The following is a 16,695-nucleotide window of genomic DNA, read 5'->3' as shown; positions in this document are numbered from 1 at the left end:
AGCGGCGTCATCCTGTGGAACAGGTTGGCGCGGCTTCACGCGCTGCGGCTGGGTTGTTGAGCCGAGGAATGAAGAGAATGCCCCGCAGCAAATACCTGCTCCTGCGCGCGGCCGTTTCACGGGGCGCGCCGCTTCCCTCTCCTGCATCCTTCACGCCGCGACCTTATGGCTGCGGGGTGCTTCGCGTGTTCGCCGACATGGCCATCCTCTAGGGCGGGTGCGATGTCTCTCGGCTGGTTGACGATCGATCAGGTCGCTGCCGAGTGCCAGGTTGATCGCGATGCAGTGTTGCGGGCCGTCCGCAACCGCGCGATCGGGCACAGCGAGTTGTTCGGCGAAATCCGAATAAGCACACAGCAATTTGACCGCTACGTGGAGAAGATGACATGCCCCGATACAGAAGCGAACGCGGCGCACCGCGCCTCGACCGCCGCTTTGGCAGTGAGTACTGGACCATCGTCTGGTACGACGCCGACAAGAAGCGAATGCGTTACAGAAGTACCGGTACAAAGAGCCAGGCGGAAGCTGAAAGGGCTCTAGACACCTTCTGTGCGTCCCTGATCGATAGCGACACGCCTACCAGCCGTGCACCGATCGAGAAGAGAACTGATGCTCCAACGCTAGAAGCTGTTCTTCGCAGCTACGTTAGCCTGCTGAGGAAAGACGCAGCGCCCTCTCTTGATCAGGCGAGAATTGCGGTCCGCCACTTGATCGGCTATTTCGGCCGCGATGCAGACCCACACCAGATCAGCTTCGACATGCAGCAAGCCTACGTGACAGCCCGTCTACGCACCGGCAACCGCCGATGGGGAGGCTCCCGCCCGATTAAGCCTGCGACCATCAATCGGGAGCTTTCGGTGCTACGTGCCGCACTCATGGCTGCCCGCCGTGCGGGCGGCATAGGAGAGTTCGAGCTGGTTGGCAGCCTCGGCGGGATCGAGGGCCGAACGCGATTTTTGACGCATGAGGAAGCGGAGAGCCTCATGAAAGCTGTCGATACGCCGAGAACACTGCACTTGCTAGTGTTTACTAGGGTGGCGTTGGCCTCGGCGAGCCGTCCAGGCCCCGTACTAGAACTTAAGACGGATCAGGTTGTCGTTTCCGGCGATGCTCTGATCCTGCACCTCAACCCGTTCGGGCGCCAGCAGACAAACAAGAAGCGGCCTGTCGTGCGAATTGAAGATCCCGCCACGGTGGCATTGATCAAGGAGGCGTGTAGCCGCAGCACATCCGGCTATTTGGTCGAATGGGCCGGCAAGCCGATCAAGTCCATCAAGAAGGCGTTCGCCACCGCCATGGCTCGTGCCGGCTTCCCCGACGTCACGCCGTATGTTCTGCGGCATACAGCCGCGACATGGATGGCCCAGGCTGGCGTGCCCTTGTGGGAGATCGCGGACTACCTGGGGCACTCCGACACGCGGATGGTGGAGAAAGTGTACGCCCATCATCATCCCGATCACCGGAAAAAGTCCACTGATGCCATGACGACGGCCCTGAGCGCGCTGCCGACGGGGCAGACGCTCGGTCTACTTAAGAAGCCGCGGACGAAGAAGGCCCCGGTGCCGCGCAAGGTTTCACCGCATAACACCGCAGATTGGCTCGCCGACGGCGAAACGTCCGCTCCCCAGAACGAACGAAACCCCCAGGTTTCCCTGGGGGTTTCGGTGGTGGGCGTGGCTGGGATTGAACCAGCGACCCCTACGATGTCAACGTAGTGCTCTCCCGCTGAGCTACACGCCCGTGTCTTCGGCCGAACCCTTGCGGATCAGGCCCCGGCGGGACCGGTCTCCGACGCCGGGGCGTTGCGCTCCGTCGTCGTGAGGGCGCCTATGTAGCGAACTGGAACAGCCTTGGCAAGACCTTTTTTTGACAGGGCCGGGACCGCGCAGGCCATTCCTGAAAACGCGCGCGTCCGCCTCCTTCCGGCTATGGCGGCATTGCGGTCGGTGCGCTAGTCTAGCGGCCATGACCCGAACCCGTCCCGACGAACCGGCGCCACAGGACCCTCGCGGAGCGCCGGACACGCCATCGAGCCCGGCATCCGCGCTGTCGGTGCCGGGCGTCGTCGCCGTGGAAATGCCGGCCGACCATCACCTGCCCATGGTGTTCGCCTCGCCGCACTCGGGCCGCAACTATCCCGCCGACCTGCTTGCCGCCTCGCGGCTCGATGCCAGCGGGTTGCGCCGGTCCGAGGACTGTTTCGTCGACGAGCTGTTCGCCGACGTACCGGCCATGGGGGCGCCGCTGGTCAAGGCGCTCTACCCGCGCGCCTACCTGGACCCCAACCGCGAGCCTTACGAGCTGGACCCCGCCATGTTCGCCGAGCCCCTGCCGGCGCACGTGAACGTGACCAGCGCCCGCGTGGCGGCGGGGCTGGGGACCATCGCCCGCGTGGTCGCCAGCGGAGCGGAAATCTATGCCCGCAAGCTGTCCTTCGCCGAAGCGGAGAAGCGGGTGCAGACGCTCTACCGGCCCTACCACGGGGCGCTGCGGCGGCTGATCGACGAGACGGTCGCGCGGTTCGGCTACTGCATGCTCGTGGACTGCCATTCCATGCCGTCTGGCGGCGGCGATCCCAACCGCCCGCCGCCGCCCGACATGGTTCTGGGCGACTGCTTCGGCATCTCGTGCGCCCGCGTCATGACCGCGGTGGCGGAGGAGCGGCTGACGGCCGCCGGCTACACCGTCACCCGCAACGCCCCCTACGCCGGCGGCTTCACCACGCGCCACTACGGCCGGCCCGAACACGGCGTCCACGCCATGCAGATCGAAATCAACCGCCGCCTCTACATGGACGAAGCCGCCTTTACCCGCCGGCCCGCCATGGACGGCCTGCGGGCGGACCTTAACCGGCTGGTCGACACGCTGGCCCGCATCCGGCCCCAGGACCTGCGGCTGCCGGCGGCGCGGTAGGAAGGCGGACGCAAAAGGTCGGGCAGGCGACAGCCTTCCCCACGCCCCGCGCGAAGCCGGGCACGAAAAAGGCCGCTCCCGGGGAGCGGCCTCTTCCGTTTTAGCCAAGCGTCGCCGCTTAGTTCTTTTCCTTGTCCACCAGGGCGTTGGCCTTGATCCAGGGCATCATGCCGCGCAGGCGCTCGCCGACCTCCTCGATCTGGTGCTCGGCGTTCAGGCGGCGGGTGGCCTTGAAGCTGGGCTGGCCGGCCTTGCACTCCAGCATCCAGTCACGCACGAAACGGCCGGACTGGATGTCGTCCAGCACGCGCTTCATCTCGGCCTTGGTCTCGGCCGTCACGATGCGCGGACCGGTCTTGTAGTCGCCGTATTCCGCCGTGTTGGAGATGGAGTAGCGCATGTTGGCCATGCCGCCCTCGTACATCAGGTCGACGATCAGCTTTACCTCGTGCAGGCACTCGAAGTAGGCCATTTCCGGGGCGTAGCCGGCTTCCACCAGGGTCTCGAAGCCCGCCTTGATCAGCTCCGTCAGGCCGCCGCACAGCACGGCCTGCTCGCCGAACAGGTCGGTCTCGCACTCTTCGCGGAACGACGTCTCGATGATGCCCGAACGGCCGCCGCCGACGGCGCAGGCGTAGGACAGGGCGACTTCCTTGGCGTTGCCGGAAGCGTCCTGGGCGATCGCCACCAGGCAGGGCACGCCGCCGCCGCGCACGTATTCGGAACGCACGGTGTGGCCCGGGCCCTTCGGGGCGATCATGAACACGTCGAGGTCGGCGCGCGGCTCGATCAGGTTGAAGTGCACGTTCAGGCCGTGCGCGAAGGCGAGCGCGGCACCTTCCTTCATGTTGGCGTGCAGGTCGTCCTTGTAGAGGTCGGCCTGCAACTCGTCGGGGGTCAGGATCATCACCACGTCGGCCCAGGCCGCCGCCTCGGCGGGGGTCATGACCTTCACGCCCTCGGCCTCGGCCTTCTTGCGGGTGGCGGAGCCCTCGCGCAGGGCGACCGCGACCTCCTTCACGCCGCTGTCGCGCAGGTTCAGCGTGTGGGCGTGCCCCTGCGAGCCATAGCCCACAATGGCGACCTTCTTGCCCTTGATCAGGTTCACGTCGGCGTCGCGATCGTAGTAAACGCGCATTGTCCTAAATCCTTGGAAACAGTCTGTTGAAGGGACGGGCCGGGTGGCCCCGATCAAATGCTGCCCGTGCCGCGCGCGATGGCGGCGACGCCGGTGCGGGAGACGTCGACCAGGCCCAGCGGCTCCATCAGCGCGATGAAGGCGTCGAGCTTGTCGGTCTTGCCGACGATCTCGAATACGAAACTCTCGTTGGTGCTGTCGACCACGTTGGCGCGGAAGATGTCGGCGATGCGAAGGCTTTCGACGCGCTTCTCGCCGGACCCGACAACCTTGACCAGCGCCAGCTCGCGCGAGACGGACGGGCCGTCCACGGTCAGGTCGCGCACCTTGTGCACGGGCACCAGGCGGCCCAGCTGGGCCTTGATCTGCTCGATCACCATGGGCGTGCCGCTGGTCACCAGCGTGATGCGCGACAGCTTCTCCGACGGGTCCACCTCGGCCACGGTCAGGCTTTCGATGTTGTAGCCGCGGCCGGAGAACAGGCCGATGACGCGGGCCAGCACGCCGGACTCGTTGTCGACCAGGACGGCGATGGTGTGGGTGACGATCTCTTCGACTTCGTTGGACACGGGACGTGTCTCCCCCTCAAGGGTCTCGCGGCGGGACCCCGCTCCCGCCGCCGGTCCCTGAAGGGAGGCCGGGGCGGGGGCGGGGCTGTGCGAGCGTGCGGTGGGTATGATGGTGGTGGTGCGGTCGGTTCCCTCGGATCAGACCAGGACCTTGCCCTCGTCGCCGATGGCGTCGTTGTCCTCGCCGGGCGGGCCCAGCAGGATCTGGTTGTGCGGCGCCCCCGACGGGATCATGGGGAAGCAGTTTTCCGAGGCATCGACGCGGCAGTCGAAGATGACCGGCTTGTCGATATCGATCATCTCGGAGATGGCGTCGTCCAGCTTGCCGGCGTCGTCGCAGACGATACCGTGGGCGCCGAAGGCCTCCGCCAGCTTGACGAAGTCGGGCAGCGCCTCGGAGTAGCTTTCCGAGTAGCGGCCGCCGTGCAGCAGTTCCTGCCACTGGCGCACCATGCCCATGTACTGGTTGTTCAGGATGAACACCTTCACGGGCAGGCGGTACTGAATGGCGGTGCCAAGCTCCTGCATGTTCATCATGAAGCTGGCCTCGCCGGAAACGTCGACCACCAGGGCGTCAGGGTGCGCCATCTGCACACCGATGGCGGCAGGGAAGCCATAGCCCATGGTGCCGAGCCCGCCCGAGGTCATCCACTGGTTGGGGCGCTCGAACTTGTAGTGCTGGGCGGCCCACATCTGATGCTGGCCGACCTCGGTGGTGATGTAGGTTTCGCGGCCCTTGGTCAGCTCGTACAGACGCTGGATGGCGTACTGCGGCTTGATGATCTTGCCGTCCTGGTTGAACTTCAGGCAGTCGACCGCGCGCCACTCCTCGATCTGCTTCCACCAGTCCTTCAGCGCGCCGGCGTCGGGGCGAATCTGGCGGGCCTTGTAGAGCTTGATCAGGTCTTCCAGGGCGTGGGCCACATCGCCCACCACCGGCACGTCCACGCGGACGTTCTTGTTGATGGACGACGGGTCGATGTCGATCTGGATCTTCTTGCTGCCCGGCGAGAAGGCATCCAGGCGGCCGGTGACGCGGTCGTCGAAGCGGGCGCCGACGCAGATCATGACGTCGCAGTCATGCATGGCCCAGTTGGCTTCGTAGGTGCCGTGCATGCCCAGCATGCCCAGGTGCTGCGGGTCGCTGGCCGGATAGGCGCCCAGACCCATCAGCGTCTGGGTGATGGGGTAGCCGGTCAAGCGCACCAGCTGGGTCAGCAGCTGGCAAGCCGCGGGGCCCGAATTCACCACGCCGCCGCCAGTATAGAAGATGGGCTTCTTGGCGTTGGCGATCAGGTCCAGCGCCTCTTCCAGCGCGGCGCGGTCGGCCTTGACCTGCGGCTTGTAGGTCTTGTGCTTGACGCGGGCGGCGGGCGTGTACTCGCCCTCCTTCATCAGCACGTCCTTGGGCAGGTCCACCACCACCGGGCCGGGACGACCGGAGCGCGCGACGTGGAAGGCCTCGTGCATGACACGGGCCAGGTCGTCAGGCTTCTTCACCAGGTAGTTGTGCTTGGTGCACGGCCGGGTGATGCCGGTGGTGTCGGCCTCCTGGAAGGCGTCGTTGCCGATCAGGTGGGTGGGCACCTGGCCGGTCAGGCAGACGATGGGGATGCTGTCCATCATGGCGTCCAGCAGGCCGGTCACCGCATTGGTCGCGCCGGGGCCGGACGTCACCAGCACGCAGCCGACCTTGCCGGTCGACCGCGCATAGCCCTCGGCCGCGTGAACGGCGGCCTGTTCGTGGCGCACCAGCACGTGCTTGATCTGGTTCTGCTGGAAAATCGCGTCGTAAATGGGAAGTACGGCGCCGCCCGGATAGCCGAAGATTACCTCGACGCCCTGCTCGGCAAGAGCCTTGAGGACCATCTGAGCACCGTTCATGCGATCCATGGACATATTCGCACCTGTATTCCCTATGAAGCACGCGCGGCTCGCGCGCCGCCCGCTCAACACTTTCGAAAAAAGCGTCCGCGGAACACCGTGACCGCCTGTCGTCTCTCCGATGGATCGGATGTGCGCTGTCAGGGGTGTCCGATCGGCGCGCCGCGCCTCTCCCCGGACCATTCCGGGGACGATGCACCGTAATGACTCATAATCCGCCGGTCAACAAAAAGCGGCGAACTTTCTGAAAGATTTCGGCGGAAAGAGTTTCCGAATATTGCGCGGCGAGAGTCTCGTTGGCATCAAGCTGCCCCCGGAACCACGTCATCTGCCGTTTGGCGTAGTTCCGGGTGAGCTGCTGTGCCCGTTTCAGCGCCGACTCGAGGTCCGCCTCGCCGCGCAGATGGGCCGCCAGTTCCGGCACGCCCAGAGCCTTCATCACCGGCGTGTCGTCCGGCAGGCCCAGGTCAAGCAGGCCGCGCACCTCGTCCAGCGCCGGGCCGTGCAGCACCATGCGCTCCAGCCGCGCATCGCACCGGGCGTAGAGCACGTCGCGCGGCGGCGCCAGCGTGATGACGAAGGCGCGCAGGCGCGGCGGCGGCGGCTCCGGCGGCTGGCGCTGCCACCAGGAGATCGACCGGCCGGACGCCACCCAGACCTCCCACGCCCGCAGGTTCCGCGTGGTGTCGGTGGGCGCGAGGCGGGCGGCGGTTTCCGGGTCCTCGGCCGCCAGGCGCTCGTGGAAGGCCGCGTGTCCCAGGCGGTCGAGGTCCGCCCTGGCCTCGGCGCGCACCTCCGGCGGCACCTCGGGCACGGGCGCGAAGCCGTGGAGCAGGGCCCGGATGTAGAGCCCCGTGCCGCCGCAGACGATGGGCAGCCCGCCGGCGACGTGGGCGGCCTCGATTTCCGGCACCGCCATGTCGCGCCAGCGCACCGGCGAGCACACCTCCGATCCCGGCATCACGCCGTACAGGCGGTGAGGAGCCGCCGCCTCTTCCTCCGCCGAGGGGCGGGCGGTCAGCACGCGCAGCTCGCGGTAGACCTGCATGCTGTCCGCGTTGATGACCGTGCCGCTGAATTCGCGCGCGATGTCCAGCGCCAGCGCCGACTTTCCGCTGGCGGTGGGGCCGGCCACGACGATCAGCGGCGGAGCATCGGGATCGGAGGAAGGAGGGATATCGTTCATGCGGCTTGCCATACCCTGTGGCGGGTCTTTATACGAGTGTGCAAACGTTTCACGCCCCGCGCCGCCAGGACAAGGACCCGCGCCATGGAAAACGTGCTGACGCTGATCACCGACCCGGCCCGCGGGGGCCTGGACGATAGCACGGTCCAGACCGCGCGCGAGGTCCTGAAGGGCCTGGGCGCGCAGGTGGGTTCGCCCGACTGGCTGGACGAGGGCGTGGCCGTCGATCTGCCCTTCGAAGATGCCGAGCCCGACCACGCCGACGCCTGCGTGCGCAAGGTGGTGGGGGAAGCCGGCGTGGCGGCCGACGTGGTGGCTCAGGCCGCCGGGGACCGGCGCAAGATGCTGCTGGTGGCCGACATGGATTCCACCATCGTCACCGGCGAAACCCTGGACGAACTGGCCGATTTTGCCGGCCTGAAGGACAAGATCGCCGCCATCACCGCGCGCGCGATGAACGGCGAGCTGGACTTCAAGGAGGCCCTGCGCGAGCGCGTCGGGATGCTGAAGGGCCTGTCGGCCGACACGCTGGAGCAGTGCTTTACCCGCGTCGAATACACGTCGGGCGCGGTGGAACTGGTGCGCACCATGGCCGCGAATGATGCTCACTGCATTCTGGTCTCGGGTGGGTTCAAGTTCTTCACCACGCGCGTTGCCGCCCACTGCGGCTTCCACATGGACCTGTCCAATGATTTCATCATCGACGACGGGGCGCTGGCCGGCACGGTGGTGGAGCCCATCCTGGACCGCGACACCAAGCTGCAGACGCTGATCGGGGCCGCCGCCGAGCGTCGGCTGCCGCTGTCGCGCACGCTGGCGGTTGGCGACGGGGCCAACGACCTGGACATGATCAAGGCCGCCGGCCTGGGCGTGGCGTTCCACGCCAAGCCCAGCGTGGCGGCGGAGGCGCGGGTGCGGGTCGACCATGGCGACCTGACGGCGCTGCTGTACGCTCAAGGATACCGACGATCCGAATTCGCCGCTTGAGGGGGCGGCGGTCGCGCAGGGGGACGGCCGCATGGCCAAATCGAAGACGCAGATCATCCAGGAAATCGAGCACCTGATCGCCCGCAACGGCGGCAATCCGGCGCAGTGGTATGTGGGCATGGCGAAGGACGGCAAGGCCGAACTGACCAGCCGGCACCGCTTCAAGCCCGGCCGGGATGTGGGCGCGATCCGCACCGCCGCGACGGAAGTGCAGGCGCAGGAAGTGGTTGATTACCTCACCCGTTCCCGCGGCTGCAAGGGCGGGGCCCACACGTTCAACGCAGGCGAGTTGCACGTCTACGTCTACCGCATGGGGGCGGGCACAAAGCCCTGATTTTGCAGGGGTTACGCCCTTTTTACGATCTTTTGGGCCGATTCCACCACGGCCGGCGGATTGTTCCGCCCCGGCGCGTGCGCCATCGTCAAGGAAAGGATGATGGTCACCGACGGAGGATCGGACCATGCACGCCCTCACCAACCTGTCGCGCCTGTCCGTCATCGCCGCCTTCGCCGCTGCCCTGGGCCTGGCGGCCGGGCTGATGCCCGAACCCACGGCGGCCGAGGGGGACCAGATGGCCGCTGTTCAGGTGGTGCGGCCCTGGGTGGCGCCCACCCGCGCCGGCGACGTCAAGGTGCAGGCCGTCATCGGCAACGACGAGGATGTTCCGGTGGCGCTGATGGGTGCGAAGACGGGTGCGGCATCGGACGTGATGCTGATCCACAAGGGGCAGCCGGTGGACCGCGTGGTCATCCACCCGCACGACGCCGTCGGCCCCCACGGCTTCTACCTGTTGCTCAACGACCTGAACCGCCCGCTCGCAGATGGCGACAGCATTGAAGTGATCCTGCAATTCCAGGACCGCGCGCCCATGCCGGTGCAGGTGGTCGTGGGGGAAGAGGCAGAGGCGGGGTAGGCGCGGCACTCTTGTGGCGACGGTGGTGGCGAGGCCGCCAAGACAGCGCACGAAGGTGCGCAATCCTCGTCTCGAATGGCCGCTTCGCCCGGCTTGCGCGCCGAAGGTGAACAAGGGATCGAGGGAGCGCGAGGGAGCCCGTGGCTCCCTCGCGCCCACATTGCGGCGCAGCCGCAAAGCCCTTGCATCTCTGTGTCCTTGTGGCCTCGCCCCGCCCCGCCTCCGACGCAAACAAAAAGGGCGCCGGATCACTCCGGCGCCCCTTTCCGCGATGATGCGGCGTGCGATCACATGTGGATCGTGCGCTTGGCGACGGCAAGCGCCGCTTCCTTGACCGCCTCGCCCAGGGCGGGGTGGCTGTGGCAGGTGCGGGCGATGTCTTCGGCGGAGGCGCCGAATTCCATGCCGACCACCACTTCCTGCAGCAGATCGCCGCCCTCGGGGCCGACGATGTGGCAGCCCAGCACCGTGTCGGTCTTCTTGTCGGCGAGGATCTTCACGAAGCCATCGGTCTCGCCGTTGCAGCGGGCGCGGCCGTTGGCGGTGAAGGGGAACTTGCCGACGTTGTACTCGATGCCGGCGTCCTTCAGCTGTTCCTCGGTCTTGCCGACGGCGCCGACCTCGGGCCAGGTGTAGACGACCGACGGGATGGCGTCGTAGTTGATGTGGGCGGTCTCGCCGGCGATCAGCTCGGCGACGGCCACGCCCTCGTCCTCGGCCTTGTGGGCCAGCATGGCGCCGCCGATGACGTCACCGATGGCGAAGACGCCCTGGACGTTGGTCTGGAAGTTCTCGTCCACGGTGACGAAGCCGCGGTCGGTCATGTCCACGCCGATCTCGGCCAGGCCCAGGCTGTCGGTGTAGGGGCGGCGGCCGATGGCGACCAGCACCACCTCGGCCTCGACCTCCTTGGTGTCGCCGCCCTTGGCGGGCTCGACGGTCAGCTTGACGCCCTTCTTGTTCTTCTCGGCCCCGGTGACCTTGGAGCCGAGCATGAACTTCAGGCCCTGCTTGTCCAGGATGCGCTGCATCTGCTTGCGCACCTCGCCGTCCATGGGCGGCAGGATGAAGTCCAGGTATTCGATCACGGTGACTTCCGCGCCCAGGCGGCGGTAGACCGAGCCCAGCTCCAGGCCAATGACGCCGGCGCCGATGACGACCATGGACTTCGGCACCTTGGGCAACTCAAGCGCGCCGGTGGACGAGACGATCTGCTTCTCGTCGATCTCGACACCCGGCAGGGGCATCACGTCCGAGCCGGTGGCGATGACCACGTTCTTGGCCTTCACTTCCTGCTCGCCGTCCTCGCCGACGACCTTGACGGTGTCGGGGGCGGTCAGGGTGCCGTGGCCGATCAGGTGGTCGATCTTGTTCTTCTTGAAGAGGAACGCGACGCCGCCGGTGTTGTCGGCGACGACCTTGTCTTTCCGCTTCATCATGGTGTCGAAGTCGAGGCTCGGCTTCACCTTGATGCCGTGGCCCTCGAAGTCGTGCGCAGCCATCTCGTAGAGGTGCGAGGACTGCAGCAGGGCCTTGGAGGGGATGCAGCCCACGTTCAGGCAGGTGCCGCCCAGGCTCTTGCGCTTTTCGACCACGGCGACCTTCATGCCCAGTTGGGCCGCGCGGATGGCGCAGACATAGCCGCCGGGGCCGGCGCCGATGACGATGAGATCGTAGGATTTCTCGGACATATTTGGCTTCCCGAAAACTCTATGCGTCAGACATGCGAAAGGGCCGGACCTCTGTACGACGGTCCGGCCCCCAGGCGGTCACTTACACATCAAACAGCAGGCGCGCCGGGTCTTCCAGGCACTCCTTGACGCGCACCAGGAAGGTCACGGCTTCCTTGCCGTCGATGATGCGGTGGTCGTAGGACAGCGCCAGGTACATCATCGGGCGAGCCTCGATGGACCCGTCGGGCATGACCATCGGGCGCATCTGGGTCTTGTGCATGCCCAGAATGGCCGACTGCGGCGGGTTGATGATGGGCATGGACATCAGCGAGCCGTAGACGCCACCGTTGGAGATGGTGAAAGTGCCCCCGGACATTTCGTCCATGCTCAGCTTGCCGTCACGGGCGCGCTTGCCGAAGTCGCCGATGGTCTTCTCGATCCCGGCGAAGCCCATCTGGTCGCAATCCTTCACCACCGGAACCACGAGACCCTGCGGCGTGCCGACGGCGATGCCGATGTCGTAGTGGTTCTTGTAGATGATGCTGTCACCGGAAATCTCGGCGTTGACGGCCGGAATTTCCTGCAGCGCCTGGATGCAGGCCTTGGCGAAGAAGGACATGAAGCCGAGCTTGACGCCGTGCTTCTTCTCGAACTTGTCCTTGTACTGGTTCCGCAGCGCCATCAGGTTCGTCATGTCCACCTCGTTGAAGGTGGTGAGCATGGCGGCGGTGTTCTGGGCTTCCTTCAGGCGCTCCGCGATGCGGCGGCGCAGGCGGGACATCTTGACCTTTTCCTCGTTCGGACCGGCTTCGCGGCCCGGACCCGAGGGCATGCCGGACGCCGGCGCGGCGGCGGCCGGGGCGGCGGCCGGCTTGGCCCCGCCCTGCATGTAGTTGACCACGTCCGCCTTCGTCAGGCGGCCGTCCTTGCCGGACGCCGGGATCTGCGCCGGGTCGAGATTGTTCTCGTCGACCAGTTTGCGCACGGCCGGGGCCAGCGGGTAGTCCAGGTTGGCCTTCTGCCCCGCCGGAGCCTGGCTTTCCTGCGGCTGCGCCGGCTTGGCCGGCTCGGGCTGCGCCTTCGGCTCGGGCTTCTCTTCGGCCTTGGGGGCCTCTTCCTTCTTCGGCTCTTCCTTCTTGGGAGCCGGGGCCGCACCTGCGCCCTCGCCCAGCAGGCCCAGGATGGAGCCGACTTCCACGTCGGAGCCTTCCTCGGCCGTGATCTCCTGGATGGTGCCGGCGGACGGCGCGGGGACCTCGACGGTCACCTTGTCGGTCTCCAGTTCCACCAGCGGCTCGTCGGCATTGACGCTGTCACCGACCTGCTTGAACCACTTCGCGACCGTGGCCTCGGTCACGGACTCGCCCAGGGCGGGCACCTTGATTTCCGTCGCCATGAGTTTCCTCTGACTAATCGTTAACTGCCGTGGCCGCTTACTGGCCGATCTTGCTGAGCTGGGTGACACGCGCGAACGGCACCCACACCTTATCCAGGTCGCCGGTCAGGGCGTCCTCCACCAGGCCGGTCTGTTCGGCCACATGGACCTTGAACAGGCCGGTCGCCGGCGATGCCGACGCCTTGCGGCCGACGTAGGTCGCCTTGCGGGACTTGTGGCCGTCAATGGATTCCAGCGCGAATTCGATGCGCCGGTCGACGAACTGCCAATAGCCCATGTTGGCCGGCTCTTCCTGGCACCAGACCACTTCCGCGTTCTTGTAGCGCGACAGCTGGGCCACCAGGGTTTCCTTGGGCCAGGGGTAGAGCTGTTCGATGCGGATGATCGCCACGTCGTCCAGTTCCTGGTCCATGCGGGCCTGCAGCAGGTCGTAGTAGACCTTGCCCGAGCACAGCACCACGCGGCGGATCTTGTCGTCGGGCTTCAGGCCCTCGTTCCACTCCGGCATGACGCGGCGGAAGCGCGACCCGGGGCCGAAGTCCTCCAGCTTGGAGGTCGCCAGCTTGTGGCGCAGCAGCGACTTCGGCGTGAAGACGATCAGCGGCTTGCGGAAGTTGCGGCGGATCTGGCGCCGCAGGGCGTGGAAGTAGTTGGCCGGCGTGGTGATGTTGCACACCTGCATGTTGTCTTCCGCGCACTGCTGCAGGTAGCGCTCGGGGCGCGCCGAGGAGTGCTCGGGGCCCTGGCCCTCGTAGCCGTGCGGCAGCAGCATCACCAGGCCCGACATGCGCAGCCACTTGGACTCGCCCGAGCTGATGAACTGGTCGACGATAACCTGGGCGCCGTTGGCGAAGTCGCCGAACTGGGCTTCCCAGAGCGTCAGGCCATGCGGCTCCTGCAGGGAGTAGCCGTAGTCGAAGCCCAGCACTGAAACCTCGGACAGCGGGCTGTCGATGACCTCGTAGCGGGCCTGCTCGCCGGGGCGGATGTGGTTCAGCGGCACGTAGGTGCGCTCGCTGTTCTGGTCCACCAGCACGGAATGACGCTGCGAGAACGTGCCGCGGCCGGCGTCCTGGCCGGACAGGCGCACATGCGCGCCTTCGACCAGCAGCGTTCCGAAGGCCAGCGCCTCGCCCGTGGCCCAGTCGATGCCCTCGCCGGACTCGAACATCTTGGCCTTGGCCTTCATCTGGCGCTGGATCTTGCGGTTGACCTCGAACCCTTCGTCCTCCGGCGGGGTGGAGAGCGCCTTGCCGACCTCTTGCAGGACGTCGAAGTCAACGTCGGTGGCTTCGGTGCGGTACTCTTCCTCGCCGGTGGCCTGCATCAGGCCCTTCCACTTGCCCTCCAGCCAGTCGGCCTTGTTGGGGCGGTAGCTGGCGGCGGCCTTGAACTCGTCCTCCAGGCGGGCGACGAAGTCGTCGTTGATCTTCTGCGCCTCTTCGGCGCTGACCTTGCCCTCGGCCGCCAGCTTTTCGGCATAGCGGGCGCGGGTCGTCGGCTGCTCGCTGATCTTGCGGTACATCAGCGGCTGGGTGAAGGCCGGCTCGTCGGATTCGTTGTGGCCGTGGCGGCGGTAGCAGATCATGTCCACCACCACGTCGGCCCCGAACTCCTGGCGGAACTCGGCGGCGACGCGGGCGGCGAAGATGACCGCTTCCGGGTCGTCGCCGTTCACGTGAAGGATCGGCGACTGCACCATCTTGGCGATGTCCGAGCTGTAGGGGCCCGAACGGCTGTACTGCGGCGCCGTGGTGAAGCCGATCTGGTTGTTGATGATGAAGTGGATGGTGCCGCCGGTGCGGTAGCCCTTCAGCTGCGACAGGCCGAAGCACTCCGCCACGATGCCCTGGCCGGCAAACGCCGCGTCACCATGCAGCAGGATGCCCAGCACGCGCTTGCGCTCGGTGTCGCCCAGCTGTTCCTGCTTGGCGCGCACCTTGCCGAGCACCACGGGGTCCACGACCTCCAGGTGCGACGGGTTGGCCTGCAGCGACAGGTGGACCTTCTTGCCGTCGAACTCGCGGTCGGCCGAGGTGCCCAGGTGGTACTTCACGTCGCCCGAACCCTGGACGTCGTCCGGGTTGGCGGCGTTGCCCTGGAATTCGGAGAAGATGGCCTGGTAGGGCTTGTGCAGAATGTTGGACAGCACGTTCAGCCGGCCGCGGTGGGCCATGCCGAACACCACTTCCTCGACACCCAGCTGGCTGCCGCGCTTGAGCACCTGCTCAATGGCGGGAATGACGGACTCGCCGCCTTCCAGGCCGAAGCGCTTGGTGCCGGTGTACTTGACCTGCAGGAACTTTTCGAAGCCCTCGGCATTGGTCAGGCGCTCCAGGATCGTGCGCTTGCCCAGGTCCGTGAAGTCGGCGTGGCTGCGGGCCCCTTCGACGCGGCGCTGAATCCAGGCCTTCTGCTCGGGGTCCTGGATGTGCATGAACTCCACGCCCACCGACCCGCAGTAGGTGGCCTGCACGACCTCCAGGATGGTCCGCAGCGTGGCGGTTTCCAGCCCCAGGACGTTGTCGATGAAGATTTCCTTGTCCAGGTCCGCGTCGGTGAAGCCGTAGGTGGTGTATTCCAGCTCCGGGTGCGGTTCCGGCTCGATCAGGCCCAGCGGGTCCAGCTTGGCCATCAGGTGGCCGCGGACGCGGTAGGCGCGGATGAGCATCAGCGCGCGGATGCTGTCCAGGGTGCGCGAGCGCACCTCGTCGGTGGACAGGCCGGCGCCGCCCTTCGGCGCTTCTTTCTTCTTCTTGGCGGCCTGGGCTGCCTCGTCGGGGTCGACGGCGCCGATCACCTTGGCGCGGCCGTCCGGGGCCCACGCGCCGGCGTGCCGCTCACCGCGCACCGCTTCGGGATCGTCGTGCAGCTCCGCGAAGAAGGTCTGCCAGCTCTGGTCGACGGAATTCGGATCGTCGAGCCACCGCTCGTACAGCTCGGCGATGAAGATGGCGTTCGCGCCAGTGAGGAAAGAAGCTTCCAAAGCTCCGGCTCTCTTGGTTTGGAGGCCGGCGCGGTCCAGTCCCCCGTTGGGGGCGGGAGGCCACGTCGGAACTCCGTGGTTTCCTACCTTGGGATGTCGCAATGCCCCCGCGCGGGCAATCACCCGAGCGGGGGCATGCGACCCATACGGTCGGCGAAGGGACCTGTTAGGTCAGCCCTTCATCGCCTTGAGCATGGTCGAACCCAGCGCCGCCGGGCTGTCGGCGACCATGATGCCGGCCGACTTCATGGCCTCCATCTTGTCAGCCGCGGTGCCCTTGCCGCCCGAGATGATGGCGCCGGCGTGGCCCATGCGCTTGCCCGGGGGGGCGGTGACACCGGCGATGAAACCGACGGTCGGCTTCTTCACCTTCTGGGCCTTCAGGAACTCGGCGGCCTCTTCCTCGGCCGAACCACCGATCTCACCAATCATGATGATGCCTTCGGTTTCCGGGTCCTTCAGGAACATGTCCAGGCAGTCGATGAAGTTGGTGCCGTTGACCGGGTCGCCGCCGATGCCGATGCAGGTGCTCTGGCCCAGGCCGGCCGCGGTGGTCTGCGCCACGGCTTCGTAGGTCAGGGTGCCCGAACGGGACACGACGCCGATCTTGCCACGCTGGTGGATGTGGCCCGGCATGATGCCGATCTTGCACTCGCCCGGCGTGATGACGCCCGGGCAGTTGGGGCCGACCAGGCGCGTCTTGGAGTTTTCCAGGGCACGCTTGACCTTCACCATGTCCAGCACCGGGATGCCCTCGGTGATGCACACCGCCAGGTCCATCTCGGCGTCGATCGCCTCCAGGATCGCGTCGGCCGCGAACGGCGGCGGGACGTAGATCACGGTGGCGTTGGCGCCGGTGGCTTCCTTGGCGTCGGCCACGGTGTCGAACACCGGCAGGTCCAGGTGGGTGGTGCCGCCCTTGCCGGGGGTCACGCCGCCGACCATCTTGGTGCCGTACGCGATGGCCTGTTCGGAGTGGAAGGTGCCCTGCGAGCCGGTGAAGCCCTGGCAGATGACCTTCGTGTTGCTATCGATCAGAACAGCCATGG

Annotated in this window: 13 protein-coding genes and 1 tRNA gene; 5 read left to right on the top strand and 9 right to left on the bottom strand. The window is 66.7% G+C overall.

Annotation, left to right across the window (positions count from 1 at the left end; all coding sequences use genetic code 11):
- The first annotated feature begins 386 nt into the window (after positions 1 to 386).
- The gene (locus tag LG334_RS22315) at positions 387 to 1,715 is read left to right on the top strand and encodes a tyrosine-type recombinase/integrase (protein ID WP_404386426.1); all 1,329 of its coding nucleotides are present in this window, start codon (positions 387 to 389) and stop codon (positions 1,713 to 1,715) included.
- Here the strand turns inward: LG334_RS22315 and LG334_RS22310 are convergent.
- A tRNA-Val gene (locus tag LG334_RS22310) sits at positions 1,666 to 1,740 on the bottom strand. The genes LG334_RS22315 and LG334_RS22310 overlap by 50 nt on opposite strands.
- Before the next feature lie 225 nt (positions 1,741 to 1,965).
- Between LG334_RS22310 and LG334_RS22305 the strand changes: the two genes are divergently transcribed.
- Complete coding sequence (locus LG334_RS22305) at positions 1,966 to 2,913, top strand: N-formylglutamate amidohydrolase (RefSeq protein ID WP_404381632.1); 948 nt, start codon at positions 1,966 to 1,968, stop codon at positions 2,911 to 2,913.
- A 118-nt stretch (positions 2,914 to 3,031) separates the two neighbouring features.
- Here the strand turns inward: LG334_RS22305 and ilvC are convergent, their stop codons facing one another.
- The 4 genes from ilvC to miaA all read right to left on the bottom strand — a co-directional run bounded on the left by ilvC (position 3,032) and on the right by miaA (position 7,690).
- Positions 3,032 to 4,051 carry a ketol-acid reductoisomerase gene (gene ilvC, locus LG334_RS22300; RefSeq protein WP_009540570.1) on the bottom strand — a complete coding sequence of 340 codons (1,020 nt, stop codon included), beginning with the start codon at positions 4,049 to 4,051 and terminating at the stop codon, positions 3,032 to 3,034.
- 53 nt (positions 4,052 to 4,104) lie between these two features.
- Positions 4,105 to 4,620, bottom strand: a complete 516-nt coding sequence (gene ilvN, locus LG334_RS22295) for an acetolactate synthase small subunit (RefSeq protein ID WP_404381629.1) — start codon at positions 4,618 to 4,620, stop codon at positions 4,105 to 4,107.
- A 138-nt stretch (positions 4,621 to 4,758) separates the two neighbouring features.
- Complete coding sequence (locus LG334_RS22290; protein WP_404381627.1) at positions 4,759 to 6,519, bottom strand: acetolactate synthase 3 large subunit; 1,761 nt, start codon at positions 6,517 to 6,519, stop codon at positions 4,759 to 4,761.
- Between the two features lie 193 nt (positions 6,520 to 6,712).
- Positions 6,713 to 7,690: a tRNA (adenosine(37)-N6)-dimethylallyltransferase MiaA gene (miaA, locus tag LG334_RS22285; RefSeq protein ID WP_404381625.1), complete on the bottom strand. Its 978-nt coding sequence runs from the start codon at positions 7,688 to 7,690 to the stop codon at positions 6,713 to 6,715.
- An 84-nt stretch (positions 7,691 to 7,774) separates the two neighbouring features.
- On the opposite strand from miaA, the gene serB reads away from it, so the two are divergent.
- From serB to LG334_RS22270, 3 genes are all read left to right on the top strand, one after another.
- On the top strand, positions 7,775 to 8,677 hold the full coding sequence (serB, locus tag LG334_RS22280; protein ID WP_404381623.1) for a phosphoserine phosphatase SerB: 903 nt from the start codon (positions 7,775 to 7,777) through the stop codon (positions 8,675 to 8,677).
- Between the two features lie 31 nt (positions 8,678 to 8,708).
- Positions 8,709 to 9,011, top strand: coding sequence for a hypothetical protein (locus LG334_RS22275; protein WP_404381621.1), 303 nt, complete (start codon positions 8,709 to 8,711; stop codon positions 9,009 to 9,011).
- Between the two features lie 127 nt (positions 9,012 to 9,138).
- Positions 9,139 to 9,591 (top strand): copper chaperone PCu(A)C, encoded by a 453-nt coding sequence (locus tag LG334_RS22270; RefSeq protein ID WP_404381619.1) that lies wholly within the window; start codon positions 9,139 to 9,141, stop codon positions 9,589 to 9,591.
- A 287-nt stretch (positions 9,592 to 9,878) separates the two neighbouring features.
- Here the strand turns inward: LG334_RS22270 and lpdA are convergent, their stop codons facing one another.
- The 4 genes from lpdA to sucD form a co-directional block, all read right to left on the bottom strand.
- Positions 9,879 to 11,282: a dihydrolipoyl dehydrogenase gene (gene lpdA / locus LG334_RS22265; protein WP_404381617.1), complete on the bottom strand. Its 1,404-nt coding sequence runs from the start codon at positions 11,280 to 11,282 to the stop codon at positions 9,879 to 9,881.
- A gap of 82 nt (positions 11,283 to 11,364) precedes the next feature.
- Entirely contained in the window at positions 11,365 to 12,660 is a 1,296-nt protein-coding gene (gene odhB / locus LG334_RS22260) for a 2-oxoglutarate dehydrogenase complex dihydrolipoyllysine-residue succinyltransferase (protein ID WP_404381615.1), read from the bottom strand.
- A 37-nt stretch (positions 12,661 to 12,697) separates the two neighbouring features.
- Positions 12,698 to 15,646, bottom strand: coding sequence for a 2-oxoglutarate dehydrogenase E1 component (locus LG334_RS22255; RefSeq protein WP_404381613.1), 2,949 nt, complete (start codon positions 15,644 to 15,646; stop codon positions 12,698 to 12,700).
- A gap of 171 nt (positions 15,647 to 15,817) precedes the next feature.
- Positions 15,818 to 16,693: a succinate--CoA ligase subunit alpha gene (gene sucD / locus LG334_RS22250; RefSeq protein WP_404381611.1), complete on the bottom strand. Its 876-nt coding sequence runs from the start codon at positions 16,691 to 16,693 to the stop codon at positions 15,818 to 15,820.
- Positions 16,694 to 16,695: the final 2 nt, after the last annotated feature.

The organism is Caenispirillum salinarum, from assembly GCF_044803115.1.
Lineage (GTDB): Bacteria > Pseudomonadota > Alphaproteobacteria > Rhodospirillales > Rhodospirillaceae > Caenispirillum > Caenispirillum salinarum_A.
This window is presented reverse-complemented; position numbering and strand designations above follow the sequence as displayed.